The 19,121-nt window shown below is 33.1% G+C and carries 19 protein-coding genes; 8 read left to right on the forward strand and 11 right to left on the reverse strand.

Annotated features, from left to right (window positions below; translation table 11 throughout):
- Nucleotides 1–20: 20 nt before the first annotated feature.
- The gene (gene lrgA / locus HMPREF2897_RS09805) at nt 21–470 is read left to right on the forward strand and encodes an antiholin-like murein hydrolase modulator LrgA (RefSeq protein WP_001831627.1); all 450 of its coding nucleotides are present in this window, start codon (nt 21–23) and stop codon (nt 468–470) included.
- A 3-nt stretch (nt 471–473) separates the two neighbouring features.
- The gene (lrgB, locus tag HMPREF2897_RS09810; protein WP_001831408.1) at nt 474–1,175 is read left to right on the forward strand and encodes an antiholin-like protein LrgB; all 702 of its coding nucleotides are present in this window, start codon (nt 474–476) and stop codon (nt 1,173–1,175) included.
- 181 nt (nt 1,176–1,356) lie between these two features.
- Here the strand turns inward: lrgB and HMPREF2897_RS09815 are convergent, their stop codons facing one another.
- The 4 genes from HMPREF2897_RS09815 to HMPREF2897_RS09830 are packed head-to-tail and all read right to left on the reverse strand — an operon-like array spanning nt 1,357 to nt 4,907.
- Complete coding sequence (locus HMPREF2897_RS09815) at nt 1,357–2,052, reverse strand: ABC transporter permease (RefSeq protein WP_002447165.1); 696 nt, start codon at nt 2,050–2,052, stop codon at nt 1,357–1,359.
- The gene (locus tag HMPREF2897_RS09820; protein ID WP_070593086.1) at nt 2,052–2,996 is read right to left on the reverse strand and encodes an osmoprotectant ABC transporter substrate-binding protein; all 945 of its coding nucleotides are present in this window, start codon (nt 2,994–2,996) and stop codon (nt 2,052–2,054) included. The genes HMPREF2897_RS09815 and HMPREF2897_RS09820 overlap by 1 nt, the downstream gene beginning before the upstream one ends.
- A gap of 16 nt (nt 2,997–3,012) precedes the next feature.
- The gene (locus HMPREF2897_RS09825) at nt 3,013–3,648 is read right to left on the reverse strand and encodes an ABC transporter permease (RefSeq protein WP_001831629.1); all 636 of its coding nucleotides are present in this window, start codon (nt 3,646–3,648) and stop codon (nt 3,013–3,015) included.
- Nucleotides 3,649–3,650: 2 nt separating this feature from the next.
- Entirely contained in the window at nt 3,651–4,907 is a 1,257-nt protein-coding gene (locus HMPREF2897_RS09830; protein ID WP_002447162.1) for a betaine/proline/choline family ABC transporter ATP-binding protein, read from the reverse strand.
- A gap of 489 nt (nt 4,908–5,396) precedes the next feature.
- On the opposite strand from HMPREF2897_RS09830, the gene HMPREF2897_RS09835 reads away from it, so the two are divergent.
- A complete protein-coding gene (locus tag HMPREF2897_RS09835; RefSeq protein ID WP_002447161.1) occupies nt 5,397–6,449 on the forward strand; it encodes a 2,3-butanediol dehydrogenase in 1,053 nt (350 codons plus the stop codon).
- A 62-nt stretch (nt 6,450–6,511) separates the two neighbouring features.
- Here HMPREF2897_RS09835 and HMPREF2897_RS09840 read toward each other — a convergent pair whose 3' ends face one another.
- Nucleotides 6,512–7,108, reverse strand: coding sequence for a YdeI/OmpD-associated family protein (locus tag HMPREF2897_RS09840; protein ID WP_070593088.1), 597 nt, complete (start codon nt 7,106–7,108; stop codon nt 6,512–6,514).
- A 183-nt stretch (nt 7,109–7,291) separates the two neighbouring features.
- On the opposite strand from HMPREF2897_RS09840, the gene HMPREF2897_RS09845 reads away from it, so the two are divergent.
- Together HMPREF2897_RS09845 and HMPREF2897_RS09850 are read left to right on the forward strand one after the other, a co-directional pair.
- Complete coding sequence (locus HMPREF2897_RS09845) at nt 7,292–8,974, forward strand: APC family permease (protein WP_002499888.1); 1,683 nt, start codon at nt 7,292–7,294, stop codon at nt 8,972–8,974.
- A 315-nt stretch (nt 8,975–9,289) separates the two neighbouring features.
- Nucleotides 9,290–10,645, forward strand: a complete 1,356-nt coding sequence (locus HMPREF2897_RS09850) for a carboxylesterase family protein (protein ID WP_070593090.1) — start codon at nt 9,290–9,292, stop codon at nt 10,643–10,645.
- An 82-nt stretch (nt 10,646–10,727) separates the two neighbouring features.
- On the opposite strand, the gene HMPREF2897_RS09855 is transcribed toward HMPREF2897_RS09850, so the two are convergent.
- The 5 genes from HMPREF2897_RS09855 to lnsB form a co-directional block, all read right to left on the reverse strand.
- On the reverse strand, nt 10,728–11,906 hold the full coding sequence (locus tag HMPREF2897_RS09855) for an MFS transporter (RefSeq protein ID WP_070593091.1): 1,179 nt from the start codon (nt 11,904–11,906) through the stop codon (nt 10,728–10,730).
- 138 nt (nt 11,907–12,044) lie between these two features.
- Entirely contained in the window at nt 12,045–12,821 is a 777-nt protein-coding gene (gene fetB, locus HMPREF2897_RS09860; protein WP_002458165.1) for an ABC transporter permease, read from the reverse strand.
- Nucleotides 12,814–13,476 (reverse strand): ABC transporter ATP-binding protein, encoded by a 663-nt coding sequence (locus HMPREF2897_RS09865; RefSeq protein ID WP_002495950.1) that lies wholly within the window; start codon nt 13,474–13,476, stop codon nt 12,814–12,816. The genes fetB and HMPREF2897_RS09865 overlap by 8 nt, the downstream gene beginning before the upstream one ends.
- A 295-nt stretch (nt 13,477–13,771) precedes the next feature.
- A complete protein-coding gene (locus HMPREF2897_RS13175) occupies nt 13,772–14,236 on the reverse strand; it encodes a CPBP family intramembrane glutamic endopeptidase (protein WP_002475847.1) in 465 nt (154 codons plus the stop codon).
- 334 nt (nt 14,237–14,570) lie between these two features.
- Nucleotides 14,571–15,353, reverse strand: a complete 783-nt coding sequence (gene lnsB, locus HMPREF2897_RS09875; protein ID WP_002447153.1) for a CPBP family lipoprotein N-acylation protein LnsB — start codon at nt 15,351–15,353, stop codon at nt 14,571–14,573.
- Between the two features lie 144 nt (nt 15,354–15,497).
- Between lnsB and HMPREF2897_RS09880 the strand changes: the two genes are divergently transcribed.
- Nucleotides 15,498–17,075: an FMN-binding glutamate synthase family protein gene (locus HMPREF2897_RS09880; protein WP_002495091.1), complete on the forward strand. Its 1,578-nt coding sequence runs from the start codon at nt 15,498–15,500 to the stop codon at nt 17,073–17,075.
- Between the two features lie 52 nt (nt 17,076–17,127).
- On the opposite strand, the gene HMPREF2897_RS09885 is transcribed toward HMPREF2897_RS09880, so the two are convergent.
- The gene (locus HMPREF2897_RS09885; RefSeq protein ID WP_002447151.1) at nt 17,128–17,595 is read right to left on the reverse strand and encodes a YehR family lipoprotein; all 468 of its coding nucleotides are present in this window, start codon (nt 17,593–17,595) and stop codon (nt 17,128–17,130) included.
- 183 nt (nt 17,596–17,778) lie between these two features.
- Here HMPREF2897_RS09885 and HMPREF2897_RS09890 point away from each other — a divergent pair, with 183 nt between their 5' ends.
- Together HMPREF2897_RS09890 and HMPREF2897_RS09895 are read left to right on the forward strand one after the other, a co-directional pair.
- On the forward strand, nt 17,779–18,855 hold the full coding sequence (locus HMPREF2897_RS09890) for a M42 family metallopeptidase (RefSeq protein ID WP_002475837.1): 1,077 nt from the start codon (nt 17,779–17,781) through the stop codon (nt 18,853–18,855).
- A gap of 16 nt (nt 18,856–18,871) precedes the next feature.
- Nucleotides 18,872–19,060, forward strand: a complete 189-nt coding sequence (locus HMPREF2897_RS09895) for a hypothetical protein (RefSeq protein ID WP_002447149.1) — start codon at nt 18,872–18,874, stop codon at nt 19,058–19,060.
- Nucleotides 19,061–19,121 lie beyond the last annotated feature (61 nt).

Here is a 19,121-nt window from a genome sequence, read left to right on the forward strand (position 1 = left end):
AACAGAGGGGAATGGTTATTTTGGAACAAACGCATCTCGTTAAAAACAAAGCGGTTGATAACAAGAAGTCAATGAAATACAGTATTTTTCAACAAGCATTAACGATTGCAGTGATTTTACTTATATCAAAAATTATTGAATCATTTATGCCTATACCAATGCCAGCTTCAGTCATTGGACTCGTACTATTATTTATCGCATTGTGTACAGGCATTGTGAAATTAGGTCAAGTTGAGACTGTGGGAACTGCATTAACCAATAATATTGGATTCCTATTCGTACCAGCTGGTATTTCAGTCATTAACTCTTTACCAATCCTTAAGCAAAGCCCTATTTTAATTATTTTACTTATTATTATTTCAACACTTTTATTATTAATTTGTACTGGCTTTGCGTCACAATTATTAGTGACGAAATCACTTTTCCCTTCTAAAGAGAAAAATGAAGAAACAAGTCACATAGGAGGGTAATCAATGATTGAACATTTAGGAATCAATACACCTTATTTTGGGATATTAGTATCATTAATACCATTTGTCATAGCGACTTATTTTTATAAAAAAACGAATGGTTTCTTTTTACTAGCACCTTTATTCGTAAGTATGGTTGCAGGTATTGCTTTTTTGAAATTGACTGGAATTAGTTATGAGAATTATAAAATCGGTGGCGACATTATTAATTTCTTTCTAGAACCAGCTACAATATGCTTTGCGATTCCTTTATATCGCAAGCGCGAAGTATTAAAAAGATATTGGTTACAAATATTTGGTGGTATAGCTGTTGGTACAATTATTGCCTTGTTATTAATTTATCTTGTTGCAATAACATTCCAATTTGGCAATCAAATTATAGCATCTATGCTACCTCAAGCTGCAACGACAGCAATTGCATTACCTGTATCTGACGGTATCGGTGGTGTCAAAGAATTAACCTCACTCGCAGTTATTTTAAATGCAGTTGTCATTTCTGCTTTAGGTGCTAAAATAGTTAAATTATTTAAAATATCTAACCCTATTGCCAGAGGACTTGCACTAGGGACAAGTGGACACACTTTAGGTGTCGCGGCAGCTAAAGAATTGGGTGAGACTGAAGAATCAATGGGAAGTATTGCAGTTGTCATCGTTGGCGTTATTGTTGTAGCAGTAGTTCCTATCCTTGCTCCAATCTTATTATAATTACCCAAAACTATAAATATATCTAAAATACCCCTGAAAACTAAATATATTAAACAAACAATGCCTGGAACATTATTTTGTGTTCCAGGCATTGTTAATGTATAAGCAACTGTTGACTAAAATAATCTCTGTTTCAGTCACTGTCTATGCTTTTTATATTAATTAAGTTTATTGATATCTATTAACGTAATTTTTGTACTTGATGTTTTTGCATTGAATCTTTTTTGTTTTTACGAGTAGGATCTAAACGTTTTTCTAGATAACGTAATCCTATATCTATAATAATTGCTATTAAAGCAATTGGTATGGCACCTGCTAAGATGAATGTTGTTCCATCTGTTGAATTTGTACCACGAATAATAATATCACCTAGTGTTGGAGCACCGATAAATGACCCAATCGCTACTATTCCGATAGCAACAACAAGTGCAATTCTAACACCACCAATAATAACAGATAAAGATAATGGTAACTCTATCATTCTTAATATTTGATTCCCCGTCATTCCCATACCTTTACCAGCATCTTTAATATTTTCATCAACTTCTACAATACCAGTATAAGTATTTTTAATAATAGGTAATAACGAATACAGGAATACAGTTACAACAACAGTTGTTGGTCCTAATCCCATAGCCAACATAAGTATGGCCAACATAGCGATTGCTGGAACAGTTTGTATAATATTTGCAATTGTAATCACCGGCCACGATAAACGTCTATACTTAGCTATGAAAATACCAATAGGAATTCCAATTATACAAGCAAACAACACACCATATACCGACATTAATAGATGTTTGAAGAACAGTTCTAGAAGAAAGGCCCAGTTCAGTGAGTAATATTCGATGATTGAATGTAACAAATTACCTTTCATTACTTATGACCACCTTTCTTTTCTTCAAAGTAATGATGTTTCTTTAAATATTCTTCAGCTATCACTGCAGGTTCCTTACCTTTTCCATCCGCTTCATAATTTAACTTCTGCATTTCTTCTGTTGAGATTTTACCTTCTAATTTTTTTAGTGCCTTATCGATTTCTGGATTATCCTTTATTAATTGTTCATTTGCAAGTGGACTACCGTCATAAGGCGGGAAGAATTTACGATCATCTTCCAATATTTTCAAATCATAAGCTGCAATACGTCCATCTGTTGAATACCCAACTGCTACATCTAATTTATTATTTTTTAATGCATCATATACTAAACCAATTTGCATTGGAAGCGCACTATCAAATTTAAATCCATAATCTTTAACAAAAGCTGGATATCCATCACCTGCACGGTTCATCCATTGGGTATCCATTCCAAGACGTAGTTCATCTTTATATTTCTCTAAATCTGATACTTTTTCTAAGTGATACTTTTTAGCCGTTTCTTTTGTCACCATGAATGCGTATGTATTCGCAAACCCAAGTGAATGATAAAACTTTTCATCATATTTCTTTTTAAATAAGCGTTGTGTTTCAGACATGGCTTTTTCAGGATCTTTAGTAGGTTTAGCTGCTAATACACTCGTCAATTCAGTACCTGTGTATCGTACAGCTGACATATTTGCATCTCCTCGTTGTAACGCATTATGTTGAATAATGCTAGAACCTAGGTTCCCAATCAACGTCGGTTTGATTTTTCCATCAGTTTCATGTTCAATTAATAATTTTTCCATATGACCTATAATCTTAGTTTCACTTGTTTCAGTCGTTGTAATTTTCACATCATCTTTTGCATTTCCATCACCTAAGCCTGGTAAACTGCATCCAGATAACACGATGAGAGATAATGCAACCAGAATCAGTGTATAGTTAAAATACTTCTTCAATGTCAATTCCTCCCATTTATCTAGATACTTTTAATCCTTTAGGTACAACCCATTTTTCAACTAATGAAAGTATAAAGTCAATAACTAATGCTAATAAAGTAACAACAATCGCTGCACTAATAATCATAGGTGGTTGATAGAGATTTAATCCATTAAATACAAGATCCCCAAGTCCACCCGCACCTACATAACTTGCGAGTGTTGCCCAACTAATGACGTATACACTTGATAGACGAATACCACTAATAATAAGTGGTAAAGCTAAAGGCATCTCAACATCTTTCATTAATTGAAATTTAGTCATTCCCATACTTTGACCAGCTTGAATAACATTTTTATCGATATTTTTAACACCTAATACTGTATTATTTAAAATTGGTAAAAGTACATAGATAAATAATGCAACAATAGCTGGTGTTTTTCCTACTCCAAATATTGGAATCATGATGGCTAGCACAGCCAAAGTAGGAATGGTTTGAAGCACGCCAGCAACTGTTAATACCACATTAGCAGTGCGTTGCGTTTTTGATAATAAAATACCTAAAGGGACAGCTACTACAATCGCTAACAATAATGCAAACATAGAAATATAAAAATGTTCTACCGCTTTCGATAAAAGTTGGCTACCGTATTCTTGTAAGAATGCTTTCATTATTAATCCTCACCTCTATGTTGGGCATCATGATAATCATTCACATCTTCATTTACGTTTGTTCGTGCATCAGTTTGATTTTGCGGTAAATCATGATTATTTTCATCTGAGCTTTCAATTGGGCTCTCATGACTATCAGAATCTTCTTCGCCCCAAATTGAGTCATACACAATATCGACTAAGTTTGCACGCGTAATTAAACCAATGAGATGTTCATCATTATCGACGACAGGTACATTTCTAACATTACGTTTTAGAATTGTACGCACAGAGTCTTGTAATTTTGAATTGATATGTACTTTGTAAACATCCCTTTGCATGGTATCAATTAATTCTTTACGCGCACGTAATCCTTGATTGATATCTTCAATATCTAAAAATCCTAATAATTTATTTTGATTATTGACTACAAAAATAGTGTCTACACGACGTGTTCTCATAATATCTACAGCATCATTCAATGAATCATCTGCTTTAACAGTGACGGGTTTGATCATAGCACTTTCTACAGATTTCATATTAGGACGATCCTGAATCAAGCGATTTTGCCCAATAAAATCTCTAACAAAGTCATTTGCAGGATATCGTAAAATATTGTCAGGTGTATCGTATTGAACGACTTTTCCCTTAGACATAATACATATTTTGTCAGCTAATTTGATGGCCTCATCCATATCATGAGTGACAAAAATAAATGTTTTTCCTAATTTTTGTTGTAATTCCTTTACTAAATCTTGTAATGTATCGCGTGTAATAGGGTCTAATGCACCGAAAGGTTCATCCATTAATATAATATCTTGTTCAGCTGCTAAAGCGCGTACAACACCAATTCGTTGTTGTTGCCCTCCTGATAATTCAGCTGGATAACGATCTAAATATTCTTCAGGTAAATCTACCAGTTTAATAAGTTCTTTAGCTTTTTCATCTTTCTTCTCTTTAGACCATTTTAAAAGTTTAGGTACTAAAACAATATTTTCTCGAATAGTCATATGTGGCATCAAACCAATTTGTTGAATGACATAACCGATACTTCTCCGCAATTCAACAGGATTCATATTACGGACATCTTTTCCATTCATCATAATCTGGCCATCTGTCGCCTCAATCATACGATTAATCATGCGTAGTGCAGTTGTTTTACCACTACCACTCGTCCCAATAAAAGCGATAAATTCACCAGATTGAATATCCAAAGAAATATTATCTACCGCTTTTTTATTCCCTGAATAAATCTTGGTTAAGTTTTTAATACTTAACATAATTGTCTTCCCCTTCCTATATAAAGAATGTCTTGTTCCATGACCTAAAAAAAGACCTCTGATGCAATTGTTAAACAAATAATGACTAAAGTTAAACAAAAGACAAAGGCCTTTGCTTATATATTTTTACGTTAAATTAATAGTCTTAAACATTAACCATTAATATGCTATACATGAAAACAGAGACAGATACTAATATATACCCAATGAGTTGAAAATAAACACTTTTCACAGAATTTTTATAATTATTTCTATGTTAAAAAAATTATAAATTAAGAAATCTACGGTTGTTTATGTAAATGATTCACTATCTACGAATTAAAAGTTTAATTTTTATAATATTGTGAAAAATATCACATTATATGTCGGTGTTCTCTTGAAAACAGAGCATTTTAGTATTATGCTCAAAATGTAATAAGAATTATTACATCACATTAAAGACTGATATTCATATTTTGCAGTCAAATTTATATTTAAGGGGTTTTTATTATGAAAGCAGCAGTATGGTATGGACAAAAGGATGTACGCGTTGAAGATCGCGAACCCAAAGTAATAAAAGACAATGAAGTTCAAGTTAAAGTCTCTTGGGCTGGTATCTGTGGTACAGATTTACATGAATATTTAGAAGGACCTATTTTTATTTCAACTGATCAACCGGACCCACTACTTGGTCAAACTGCACCTGTGACTCTAGGTCATGAATTTTCTGGTGTCGTAGAAAATGTTGGTAAAGACGTATCACGTTTTAAAAAAGGGGATCGTGTGGTAGTTAATCCAACAGTGTCTAGAAGAGAAAAGCCGGAAAATGTTGACTTATATGATGGTTATTCATTTATAGGACTAGGTTCTGATGGTGCGTTTGCCGAGTTTACCAATGCTCCTGAAACAAATGTTTACCATCTACCAGATAATGTTTCAGCACGAGAAGGTGCTCTTGTAGAACCAACAGCAGTTGCTGTCCAAGCAGTTAAAGAAGGCGAATTATTATTCGGTGATACTGTAGCGGTATTTGGCGCTGGGCCAATTGGTTTGTTAACTATCGTTGCAGCAAAAGCTGCTGGTGCAAGTAAAATATTTGTCTTTGACTTATCAGAAGAACGTTTAGCGAAAGCTAAAAGTGTAGGTGCGACTCACGTGTATAACTCAGGTAACGTTGATCCAGTACAAACAGTTTATGAACACACTGACAACGGTGTAGATGTGTCATTTGAAGTTGCTGGTGTAGGTATTACTTTACAACAATCTATTGAAGTAACACGTCCACGTGGTACTGCTGTCATCGTATCAATCTTCGGTCATCCCGTAGAATTCAATCCATTATTACAAATGAATAAAGGTGTCAAATTAACAACTACAATTGCTTATACACCAACTACATTCCAACAAACAATAGATTTAATCGCTAATGGTAGCTTAAATGTTAAAGATGTCGTAACAGATCAAATTGAATTAGAGAATATTGTTGAAAGTGGCTTCAATCAACTTGTAAACGATAAATCTCAAGCTAAAATTTTAGTGCGTTTAAATGGAGACCAAAAATAATTCTAAACAGAATATCATTCATTTTATACGAAAGGTTGGGTAATCCCAACCTTTTTGTATATCTATTTATCGTTCATGCCCTTACCTTGTAGTATAGCGTTCATATATTTATCAATACGATTATATCGCGTCTGACTACGTTTAGCCTGTGAAAAATAATATAGATATTGATGTTGACGTCCTGGCGTTAATTGATAAAATGCTTCTTTTAAACGGGGGAACTCTTCAAATTTTTGTTGTAGCTCCTCAGGTACTTCATAATCTTCATTCTTTTTCATTGGTACATTTTTACCAGCTTTTTCAGTTTTAATTGCTTCATTCAAGTAGTATTTTATTTCATCTTTACGCTTTTCTATTTCTTCTAAACTGTTAAAACGTAATTGTCGTGCTGCCTGTACTCTTTCAGTTTGTTGAATCAATGTATGATACTTATCTTCAAGTATTGCTCCTTTTTGAAAAAGCAACGCTACATAATCTTTAAATCCATGTATTAGCACAACATTTTTATTGTTTATCGTATAACAAGGATGCATCCATTTATAATTTTCTTCAAGTTCAGTTTCATTAAAAATTAAATTTCTCAAAAATTTATAACAATCTTGCCATTGGCTTTCTTTAGCTAAAAATTGATCAACTTGCTCATTTTTTTGTTTATTCATTCATTACTACACCTCTTTTAATTAACATTACCTTCTCATATTATATATTTGTTATTTATTCATATTTAATTAAACAATATTAATTGTATTATTACAAAAATTTAGTTTGACTAATGTTTTAACTAGCGTATAATTATAGCGTAATATTTTTGTTGATTATTCAACATATATAAAGGAGTATTTATGAAAAATAAAAACAAATCAAAAAGTAATAAGATAAGCCTTTCTCAACTTGTCCTCCTTGGTCTTGGTTCATTAATAGGATCAGGTTGGTTATTTGGAGCGTGGGAGGCATCTTCAATGGCCGGTCCAGCCGCCATCATTTCCTGGGTTATCGGTTTCTTAGTAATTGGAACGATTGCCTATAACTATATTGAGATAGGAACTATGTTCCCTCAATCAGGCGGTATGAGTAACTACGCACAGTATACTCACGGCTCATTACTTGGTTTTATTGCAGCTTGGGCGAACTGGGTATCATTAGTAACAATTATCCCTATTGAAGCTGTGTCTGCTGTTCAATATATGAGTTCTTGGCCATGGGATTGGGCTAAACCAATGGGATCTTTAATGAAGGATGGCTCAATCAGTACTTACGGTTTGATCGCTGTTTACATCATTATTGCAATCTTTTCATTATTAAACTATTGGTCAGTAAAATTATTAACATCATTTACAAGTTTAATTTCCGTATTCAAATTAGGTGTCCCTATTTTAACCATAATTATGTTAATGGTTTCCGGTTTTGATACAGGTAATTATGGACACTCTATCGGTACATTTATGCCATACGGAAGTGCACCTATTTTTGCTGCAACAACAACATCTGGAATTATCTTCTCATTTAATGCATTCCAGACAATTATTAACATGGGATCAGAGATTAAGAATCCAGAGAAAAACATCGCACGTGGGATTGTTATTTCACTTACATTAAGTGCTATATTATATATTGTTTTACAAAGTACGTTCATTACATCAATGCCAAGTTCGATGTTGCATGAACATGGATGGAGCGGTATCAATTTCAATTCACCATTTGCAGATATGGCAATTTTATTAGGTCTTAACTGGTTAGCAATATTACTTTATATGGAAGCAGTTGTGTCACCGTTTGGTACTGGAGTTTCTTTTGTTGCCGTTACTGGACGTGTGTTACGCGCTATGGAAGAAAATGGGCATATTCCTAAATTCTTAGGTAAAATCAATAAAAAGTATAATATCCCACGTGTTGCCATTGCATTTAATGCAATTATCAGTATGATTATGGTGACATTGTTCCGCGACTGGGGTACACTAGCTGCAGTTATTTCTACTGCAACATTAGTTGCATATTTAACTGGTCCAACAACGGTTATTTCATTACGTAAAATGGCTCCAAAAATGACTCGTCCATTCAAAGCTAATATTTTAAAATTTATGGCACCTTTATCCTTTGTTTTAGCATCATTAGCTATCTATTGGGCAATGTGGCCAACGACAGCAGAAGTTATTTTAATTATTATTTTAGGTTTACCTATTTATTTCTTCTATGAATATAAAATGAATTGGAAGAATACTAAAAAACAAATTGGCGGAAGCTTATGGATTATTATCTACCTTATTGTTCTCGCATTCTTATCATTTATTGGAAGTAAAGAGTTCAAAGGCTTAAATTGGATTCACTATCCATGGGATTTCTTAGTCATCGTAATCGTTGCATTAATCTTCTATCAACTTGGTACGACAAGTTACTTTGAAAGTATTTATTTCAAACGTGCAAACAAGTTGAATAAAAAAATGGGCGACAAATTGCGTAAAACACGAAAAAAAGCGCGTCATAAAGATTGGAAAGAACGCGATAGACAAGAACAACAAAATCAATAAGACGACAGCTTATAGAACATAAAATATTTATAATAAAAGCTTGGGACTATCATCATTGTCTCAAGCTTTTTAATATACCAGTAAATATGAATTAAATTCAAAAGTTTATATAATTCTATCTGATATCATTCGTTAAATATTCAGTTATACACTTAATATCATTTTTACTTCGTTTGTAAATTTAATTTTTTAACACATTATTCAAGTCAATCATCAACAGTTCTTTTCACTTTGTTACTTGGTCACATTTCATCTAAATATTATTTTTCATGTTATAGTTAAGCTACGACTTTATATGTAAAGGTGTGTTCAAACATGGTTCAAGTCAAGATAGGTAACTGTACCATCAATGGCTTACACAAAAAGAATATTGATGTATTCTTAGGTATCCCGTATGCCAAACCATTCAATAAGATATCTCGATTCCAACATTCAAAGCTTATGGAACTAAGCAAACCAATGATTGATGCAACTCATATTCAATCCATCCCACCACAACCCTACAATTTACTTGAAGACTTTTTTTCGACGACAGATTCATCGTTTAATTCTTTTAAACAAAATGATTATTGCCTGTTTTTAAATATTTGGAAACCATCATCCAATCAAAATCATTTACCTGTAGTGATTTACTTTTATGGTGGTAGTTTTCTTCAAGGACATGGTACAGCTGAACTATATTGTCCTGAACACATAGTAGAACAAGAAAATATAATAGTAGTTACTTTTAATTATCGCTTAGGTGCACTCGGCTACCTAGATTGGTCTTATTTTAATCAACATTTGAACTATAATAATGGGATTTCTGATCAAATTAACGTTTTAAAATGGGTACATCAATATATCGAACATTTTGGCGGTGATCCAAATAACGTGACACTAATAGGTCAATCTGCGGGTAGTATGAGTATCATGACATTAATGCAAATGCCCGAACTTGATGATTATTATCATAAAGTAATGTTATTAAGTGGAACGTTAACAACTGATACACCACTCAATGCACATACTAAAGTACAACATTTTTCACAACTCATGAGACATTATTTTCCTAATAAAACACTTAAGACACTTACCAGTGATGACATTTTATATCTAATGGAGTCTCAAAAAATAGAGCGCGGAAGATCTCGTGGACTTGATTTGATTTATCAACCTATTAAAGATCATCATATGTCACGATCCATTAAAAAATTCTCCAAGCCGACATTCATGAGTTATACACACGATGAAGGTGATATTTATATTGAAGACGCAACACGCACCTTACCTTCTGAACGTTTTATTCACTTGATGACTCAATATGGTGCACACGTCGAAAAAATTGATGTCATCACAATGAAACAACAAAGAAATTTAATAACAGAGTATTGTTTTGTTCGTCCGACTTATCTATTTTTAAATCAAATGAATAGTTGCGACACTTGGCTAGCACGTTTTGATTGGCATCAACCCCATACCTCCTACTTTAAAAGTGCATATCATATATTGGATTTAGTATTTTGGTTTGGTCACCTCTCTATTTTGACTAAAAATCATTATTCTGTAACCCAACATGATATGAATTTAAGTCGTAACATGATATCTGACTTAGCTTATTTTGCCCGAAAAGGTAGGATGCCATGGAAATGTTATGAACCTCATCATCAAGCGTTACATATCTATAAATAAAGACTGGAAAAGGCACTGATAACATACGCAAAACTAATATCATAAAGATACTTCTATGTGCTATCGTGCAAACCTTTTCCAGTCATATTTTTTTAGCATAGTGTCTATTTTTTAAAGTGAATACAATGATAAGACTAATTAAACCTATCAATGCACTAGTATAAGTAACATATTCCACTGATAAATGTGTCATAACGAGTCCACCTACGATTCCGCCAACGCCAATACCGGCATTGAGACTCGACATATTCCAACTCATCACTTGGCTTGTATCACCTTCGACGTGTTCAATAATACCGCTTTGAATAGCTGGATTTGTACTCCACTGCATTAAATTCCACATAAATAAGCCGACTAATAATAATCCTGTTCCTGGTAATAATAAGTTAAGAATTATCATCATTAATATAAATATTGAAATCGAAATTATTAACCAACGCTTACTAGTAAACTTATCAGATAAAACACCGCCTAATGAAGTACCTATCACACCTGCTACACCATTAACAAGCAGTGCTAAAGACACAAAAGACATTTCATGTCCATTGGATAAAATTAATGGATTAATAAAGACGAATGTTACAGAATTAGCAACCAGTACTAAAAATGTAATCATCAGATATTTAATAACCTCACGAGGTCTTATGACGCTTGAGCCAGTTTGTGATTCAATACTAGCTGAACGACGTGTTTGATTAGGATGTGACAATTCATCTTCTTTTGGTAGATATATTAACATCAAAACACCAACAAATACACTTACAACAATAATAAATAAAAATGTAAATCGCCATCCTACCCAGTCGCCAATCACTGTACCGATGGGAACACCAAAGACATTCGCCCCACTAAAACCTGTATAAACAATGCCAATCATTTTACCTCTGTTTTTTGCTGATGTGAGCATCGCCGTGAGTGCTAAAACTTTCACAATAATGAGTGAAGCTGCGGCAGAAGATAAAATACGTCCTACAACTATTATTGCAAAATGAGGCGCAATGGCAATCATACCATTCCCGAAGATAAAGATAATTAACGTCCATAATAATACTGATCGCGAAGCAAACCGATGAGTCAATTTCACTAATAACGGACCACATATCGCAAAAGTAAGCGCGTACAACGTCACCAGTTGCCCGACCACCGCTTCAGAAACATGAAGATCTTGACTCATTAAATTCATAATACCTGCAACCATCATCTCAACCATACCTACGATAAAAACACTTAATATAAATGTTGTTGTGCGTGCGACAGTCATAATATCTAGATGCCCCTTTCAAAGTAATGACGTAACTATTGATTTTGACTAAAATAAAACAGCTACAAACTTATCATTGTTTATAACTGTTTTATTATATAATATTTAAAGCTGTACTGTGTAGGTTAACAACGATATTTAACTACTTTGTCTTGTGCGTTGCGTTCTAGCAATGAGTTGATGACGAGCATTAAAGAACTGACCGTAACTCATATACGTTGCAATGAGCGCAGACATAATCGTCGCTGTTGTATGAATAAACACGACAAGCAATTGAAATTTAATTGCTTGAAGTGGGTCAACGCCTCCGATAATCAATCCCGTCATCATACCTGGAATTGAAACTAAACCATATGTTTTTACAGAATCAATTGTAGGAACAATCGCTAAGCGTATACTTTCTCTAATAGATGATTTTGATGCGAGCTTAGGTGTCGCTGCTAACGTAAGTTTGGATTCAATATCAGAAACATCTTGAACAAATGCTCTTTCTAAATTCTGGTAAGCGAGATTAATCGCGATTAAACCATTATTAGCTAACATACCTCCAATTGGAATCACTTCATTCGCTGTAAATTTAATTGCACCTGTAGCAACAGTTGCTGCCAATGGTAGTGCTGTTCCCACAAATATAGCCACAAATGATATCCAAAAAACATGATGCATGACAGGTGAAGCACGACTTATTGTATTCCAAGATGCATTAATAATAATGACTAACACACAAAGCACTAATAACCATTTTTCATTAATTTCGAAAATATAATGTAATAAAAAACCTAAAATCAATAATTGTATGGTTGCTCTAATTGTAGCAATAACTAAATCTTTGATAATATGTAATCCTTCTTTATAAGAAATAAAGATAGGGATTAGTAATAAAAGTGCTGTCAGACAAAGTGCTGTATTACTCATTACCATTCAACTCCTCATCACTCGATATCTTACCGTCAGTAATTGTGATTCTACGCTTAAAATGACGCATACTTTGGTCATCACTATGTGTAATCCACAAAATGGCAATCCCTTTATCCGCTAGTTTAAATATAATTTCTTCAATTTTCTTTTTATTATGTGTATCTAAAGCGCTAGTAGCTTCGTCCAATAATAAAACTTCAGGTTCATACATGAGTTGCCGTGCGATGGTAATACGTTGTTGCTCTCCCCCAGACATGTGCTCAAATTGAGCATCTAACTGATAATTACCTAGTCCCACTTGAGAGATGAGCTGTTTCGCTTTATCACGGTCATAAGCTTCATTTCTAGCCTCAGCAGGAAATTTCATATTATCTTCAATTGTATAACCAATTAACTCACTTTGTTGCATTAAATAACTCACACGTGTTCTTATCTCTTCCGGCTTATAATCAAAGTAAGATTGATCATTCAAATATAAATCTCCACTCGTAGGACTAATTAAATGATTCAATTGTTTGAGTAAAGTACTCTTACCGCTTCCAGAAGGACCTACGATAGCAATCGTGTCTCCTTTATTAATATTCAAATTAATATCATCTAAGATCGTACGATTATCAACCTTGTATGTAAGATGTTCAACCTTAAGTAGCAATTTAAACACATCCTTATATCGACATTACTAAACTCTATTCCCTATTTTGACTATTTTATTATTATTAAATTTAAGTTTGTACCTGTTAAATTATAGTACTCAATCATTCACTTATATTATAGATGTATATATACTTATAAATGCAACCACACTTAAAATCATATGCATTAGTATAGCAACTGCTAAATTTCTACCACTAGAATACTTATTATCTGAACTAGTTTATTTGAGAGTGTTGGGTTCTAATATGAAGTAATAGTTTACTTAAACGCAATCGTATAAGTAGAAGCACTGTTCAAAATGCTATTAAATTTGTAATCATGTGCAAAGCAATTGGTACTGCTAAATTACGGTGGCTAAAATGGTAACCTATAACAAATACGACTGCTGCAATAAAGTAAGGTCCTGCTTCAAATGGTGAAACTGCATCGGTACAATGAAAATATGTAAATCCCACTACTGACACAATATACATCAAACCATAAGTTAATTTTTTACCTAGTTCATGAATGATTAAATGACGAAATAAAAGTTCTTCAATGATTGGTGTAAAAATAACAATATCTATAAATAGTATGGGTGTTATCCACGTATGTGTAAATAACTCTTCAATTCCCTCTTCATTAACTGTCTCATAATATTGATACTGTTCAGGTAAAAAATCAATTGAATATTCCCAAAGACTTGTAAAAATCTCTGTACTTAACGCACAAATAATAAGTAAAGGTATATATTTTTTTAATTCTTTAATTTTAGTCATTGCAGTCGTTATCATCGTTCTTTTATGTAATAAATAAAAAATAAGAATAACAACTGCCTCTCCGACAAACGCATATACAGTACTTGCATCATTATAAAAGCTATTTAAATAATCTTCAGATAAATAACCATTAACTATAGCTAATATCTACGTTGTAATATTAGCGAACAAATCAGGTAAAATAAAAATTGCCAAAACATATAAAAGAACAAGCAAAAAATCCCTTTTGACTATTTTCTTTAATTTAAATTTCCCCTCAACGGTAGTTTGAGTTTGACAATAACAATGTTGTACTTCCTTTGACATAATAAACTCCTATTTCGAACTTTTCTTCTTAAAAGTTGGTATACTTACTTAATATTTCTATAAAAAGGATACATTGCAAAATCACTTGAAATATATAAGCGACAATTAAATTATCCCGCGATTTAATATATAGTATTGTAGCTGCTGAAGCAATAACGATATATGGAAGAATTTCAAAAATCGATGCCATGTCGTAAACATGTACGATCGTTTCAATAACAATAGACAAACCAATTACAAATTGTCTATTCCATACTTTTCCTAATTCATGGATGATGAGATATCTATAAATGATTTGTTCTACCATTGGACGTAAGAATACCATGGATATAAAAGTAACTAACAACACATAAGGTGATTTAAATAGTCCTAATGTACGTTGTTCGTATTGCGTGAGATGATAACTTAAATGATTAGGTAATGCTGTTCCAATCACCCGAACTATAAGTAATAATAAATATACGACAATCGCAACTATTACAATTTTAATTATTTTATTCTTTGCAACTATCCATTGTTGCTTCATCACATCATTTATTACAGATTGATGCATTTTATAAAAGATAACTAATATTAGACCTTGAGCAATCACAAAACTTAAACTCAATGAAAAATGATACAACCATTGTGGTGGTGCCTGTTGTGTTATCATTGCAGTGATTCCTAATGAGCCGAAAACAACAATGATTGGTACGATACTTTGTAATAAAATATAAGCTGGTATTAATATAAAATTTCTTTTTAAAACTGTCCCACTGTCTGATAAATGATACGGTCGACCTTGTTTCTCTGAAGATTGTTTAATATCCATATTGTCCCTCTTCTCGCATAAAACATATATTTTTATCTTAATACAGCCGCACAATAATTTTAATGTTTTTCTATTAGACTTTCATTGTAAAACGCATACAGTGTTGTATCATAATATTGAAAACGTTTTTAGGGGGTATTGTTTATGTCAGTTTTAACTGTCATGCAATTCATAGTCAATATTATCATCATGATTGTGTTATTAACGATTATGATTCTTGGGGTTATTTGGTTATTTAAAGACAAAGGTCAAAATCAACACAGTGTACTAAGAAATTTTCCTGTTTTGGGTCGAATACGTTATATTTCTGAAAAAATCGGTCCCGAATTAAGACAATATTTCTTCGCAAACGATAATGAAGGAAAACCTTTTTCACGAAGTGATTATAAAAATATTGTTTTAGCTGGAAAATATAAATCACGAATGACTAGTTTCGGTACAGGTAAGGATTATGAAGAAGGGTTTTATATTCAGAATACGATGTTTCCACTTCAAGCGACTGAATTACATATCGATCATACTGAATTCATTTCTACATTCTTATATCATATTGAGAATGAGCGCCTATTTAGTAGAGAAGAACACAGAAAAAGCGCTCAGGTTGATCCATTTTTCTTAACTGATGAACATGCAGTCATATTAGGCTCTAACCTTAAGCATCCCTTTAAAATTAAACGATTAGTTGGTCAATCTGGGATGAGTTATGGCGCTCTAGGTAAAAATGCAATTACTGCACTGTCAAAAGGATTAGCTAAAGCTGGTACTTGGATGAATACAGGTGAAGGCGGACTATCTGAATATCATTTAAAAGGCAATGGCGATATCATTTATCAAATAGGTCCGGGACTCTTTGGTGTCAGAGATCATGATGGTAATTTTAATAAAGATATGTTTATCAATCTTGCTGAACACGACAATGTACGTGCGTTTGAAATCAAGTTAGCACAAGGCGCTAAAACACGTGGTGGACATATGGAAGGCAATAAAGTCACAGAAGAGATTGCACGCATTAGAAATGTGAAACCATATGAAACTATTAATTCACCTAATCGTTTTGATTTTATTAAAAATCCAACAGATTTACTGAATTTCGTTAATCGATTACAATCAATAGGTCAAAAACCGGTAGGCTGTAAAATTGTTGTTAGTAAAGTTGAAGAAATAGAGACGTTAGTTAAAACAATGGTAGAGATAGACATCTATCCAAGCTTTATCACTGTTGACGGTGGCGAAGGTGGTACAGGCGCTACTTTCCAAGAGCTTGAAGATGGTGTAGGTTTACCATTATTTACAGCACTTCCTATCGTTTCAAGTATGTTAGAAAAGTATGGTATAAGAGATAAAGTTAAAATTTTTGCGTCTGGCAAATTAGTGACTCCAGATAAAATCGCAATTGCATTAGGATTAGGTGCAGATCTCGTCAATATTGCTAGAGGGATGATGATAAGTGTAGGATGCATCATGAGCCAACAATGTCATTTAAATACATGCCCAGTCGGAGTAGCAACAACCGATCCTAAAAAAGAAAAAGGACTTATTGTTGATGAAAAACAATACCGTGTTACAAATTATGTTACAAGTTTGCATGAAGGATTATTTAACATCGCTGCAGCTGTAGGCGTTCATAGTCCAACGGAGATTACTTCCGATCATATTATCTATAGACAATTAGATGGCACTACAACGTCCATTCAGGATTATAAACTTAAATTAATTTCTTAAATCACAACATCGAAAAGGAGCGAGACAGAATGCTGTCTCACTCCTTTTCAATTTAATTATCTTCATTCATTTTACTTTTATCTTTTAAACCATTACGTTTGAGTTGTTTAACAACCCTATCCATACTCACATGGTCACCTTTTTTGGCATCGGATGATATGAAACCTAAATTTTTCTTAAGCTGATCGATATCCGCATCTTTATAATCAATATCGATATGTTCGATGGCCTTTCGATCTTTAAAATCAGCTTTATATGTGACACCTTCTATCCCTTTAAAGGCTTGCTCATCATTTTTAAACATTTGTTTCGCTTCATCTTTAGTAATGCCTAAATCATCATATTTAACTGTTGCTATAGTAGATTGTTTGAGAACTTCATCATCTTTGTATGTCAAAGATGTAATCACTTGCTTTCCGTTGACTTCGCCTTCATAAGTTTTTGTGCGTTCCTTCCCACATGCTGAAAGAGATACAGCACTTATCACTATTACTACTAAAAGCGATATGACTTTTTTCATAGTAGTCGCCTTCTCTCATCTTTAATCATGTTAATTATATCATCTTTAATTTGAATATGTTACTTATATGAAGATAAATATCTTTTTATTTTGAAAATTTAAACATCTATAAACATGGGATTCAGAATTTCACTATTTAGAATGTTATACTACTTTTAAAGACTTATTAATGGAGGAATGACTATGCCAGAATCTAAAGCATTACTTAAATCTTTAACAGATGTTAATGGCATTTCTGGACATGAAATGCAAGTTAAATCATTGATGAAAGATTATTTAACACCTGTCAGCGACGAGATTGTTGAAGACCGATTAGGAGGTATTTTTGGTAAAAAGAATGCTACTCATGGAACTAAATCTTTAATGATTTCCGGTCATTTAGATGAAATTGGCTTTATCGTTACACAAATTGATGAACAAGGATACATTTATTTCACGCCCATTGGTGGCTGGTGGAATCAAGTCATGTTATCTCAAAAAGTGACGATTACTACTGAAAATGGTAAAGAGATACGTGGAATTATTGGTTCTAAACCACCACATGCCCTCTCACCAGAAGAGCGTAAGAAGCCTGTTGATATTAAAAATATGTATATCGATATTGGTGTAGGTAGTAAAGAAGAAGCGAAAGAAGCAGGAATTGAATTAGGTAATATGATTACACCTTATAGCGAATTCGAATCGCTAGCCAATGATAAATACTTAACAGCTAAAGCGTTCGATAATCGATATGGATGCGCACTTGCTGTTGAAGTACTTCAACAACTTAAAGATGAAAACATAGATATCAATCTATATGCCGGTGCAACTGTACAAGAGGAAGTAGGTTTACGTGGTGCTAAAGTTGCAGCAAATTTGATTAAACCTGATTTAGCAATCGCTGTGGACGTCGGGGTTGCATACGATGTTCCAGGTATGACGAGTGAAAAAAATGAAGGTAAGTTGGGTGATGGCCCGTTAGCAATATTGATGGATGCCACTAGTATCGCTCACGATGGTTTGCGCAAACATATTAAAGATGTTGCTGAGCATCATAATATTCCTGTACAGTGGGCAACAACACCTGGTGGTGGTACAGATGCAGGTAGCATTCATGTAGCCAATGAAGGTATCCCAACAATTACAATCGGCGTGCCATTAAGATACATGCACTCTAATGTATCAGTGCTCAACATTGATGATTATACAAATTCAGTGCGCTTAATTACTGAGATTGTTCGCTCATTAAATGATGACAGTTATCAAGCACTTATGTGGTAAATGAAGGAGGTATATCATGTTTTCTACTGGTAATAAAGCTAAAAAGACTATATTTGGAGCTATGACTTGTTCAAAATGTGGTAAGACACTCAATAATGATGAAAACATTACCATTAAAATCAATACTAAAGAATTAAAAGGTTATACTCACTTATCAAGTTGGGCTGATGCACAGTATAAATTGTGTGAAATCTGCTCAGAATAATCATTACCAGAGCACAAATGAATTAAGTTAACATTCATATTAGAATTTACTGCCACATCTC

This window comes from Staphylococcus sp. HMSC065D05 (assembly GCF_001813195.1).
In the GTDB taxonomy this organism is placed as follows: Bacteria; Bacillota; Bacilli; order Staphylococcales; family Staphylococcaceae; genus Staphylococcus; species Staphylococcus epidermidis.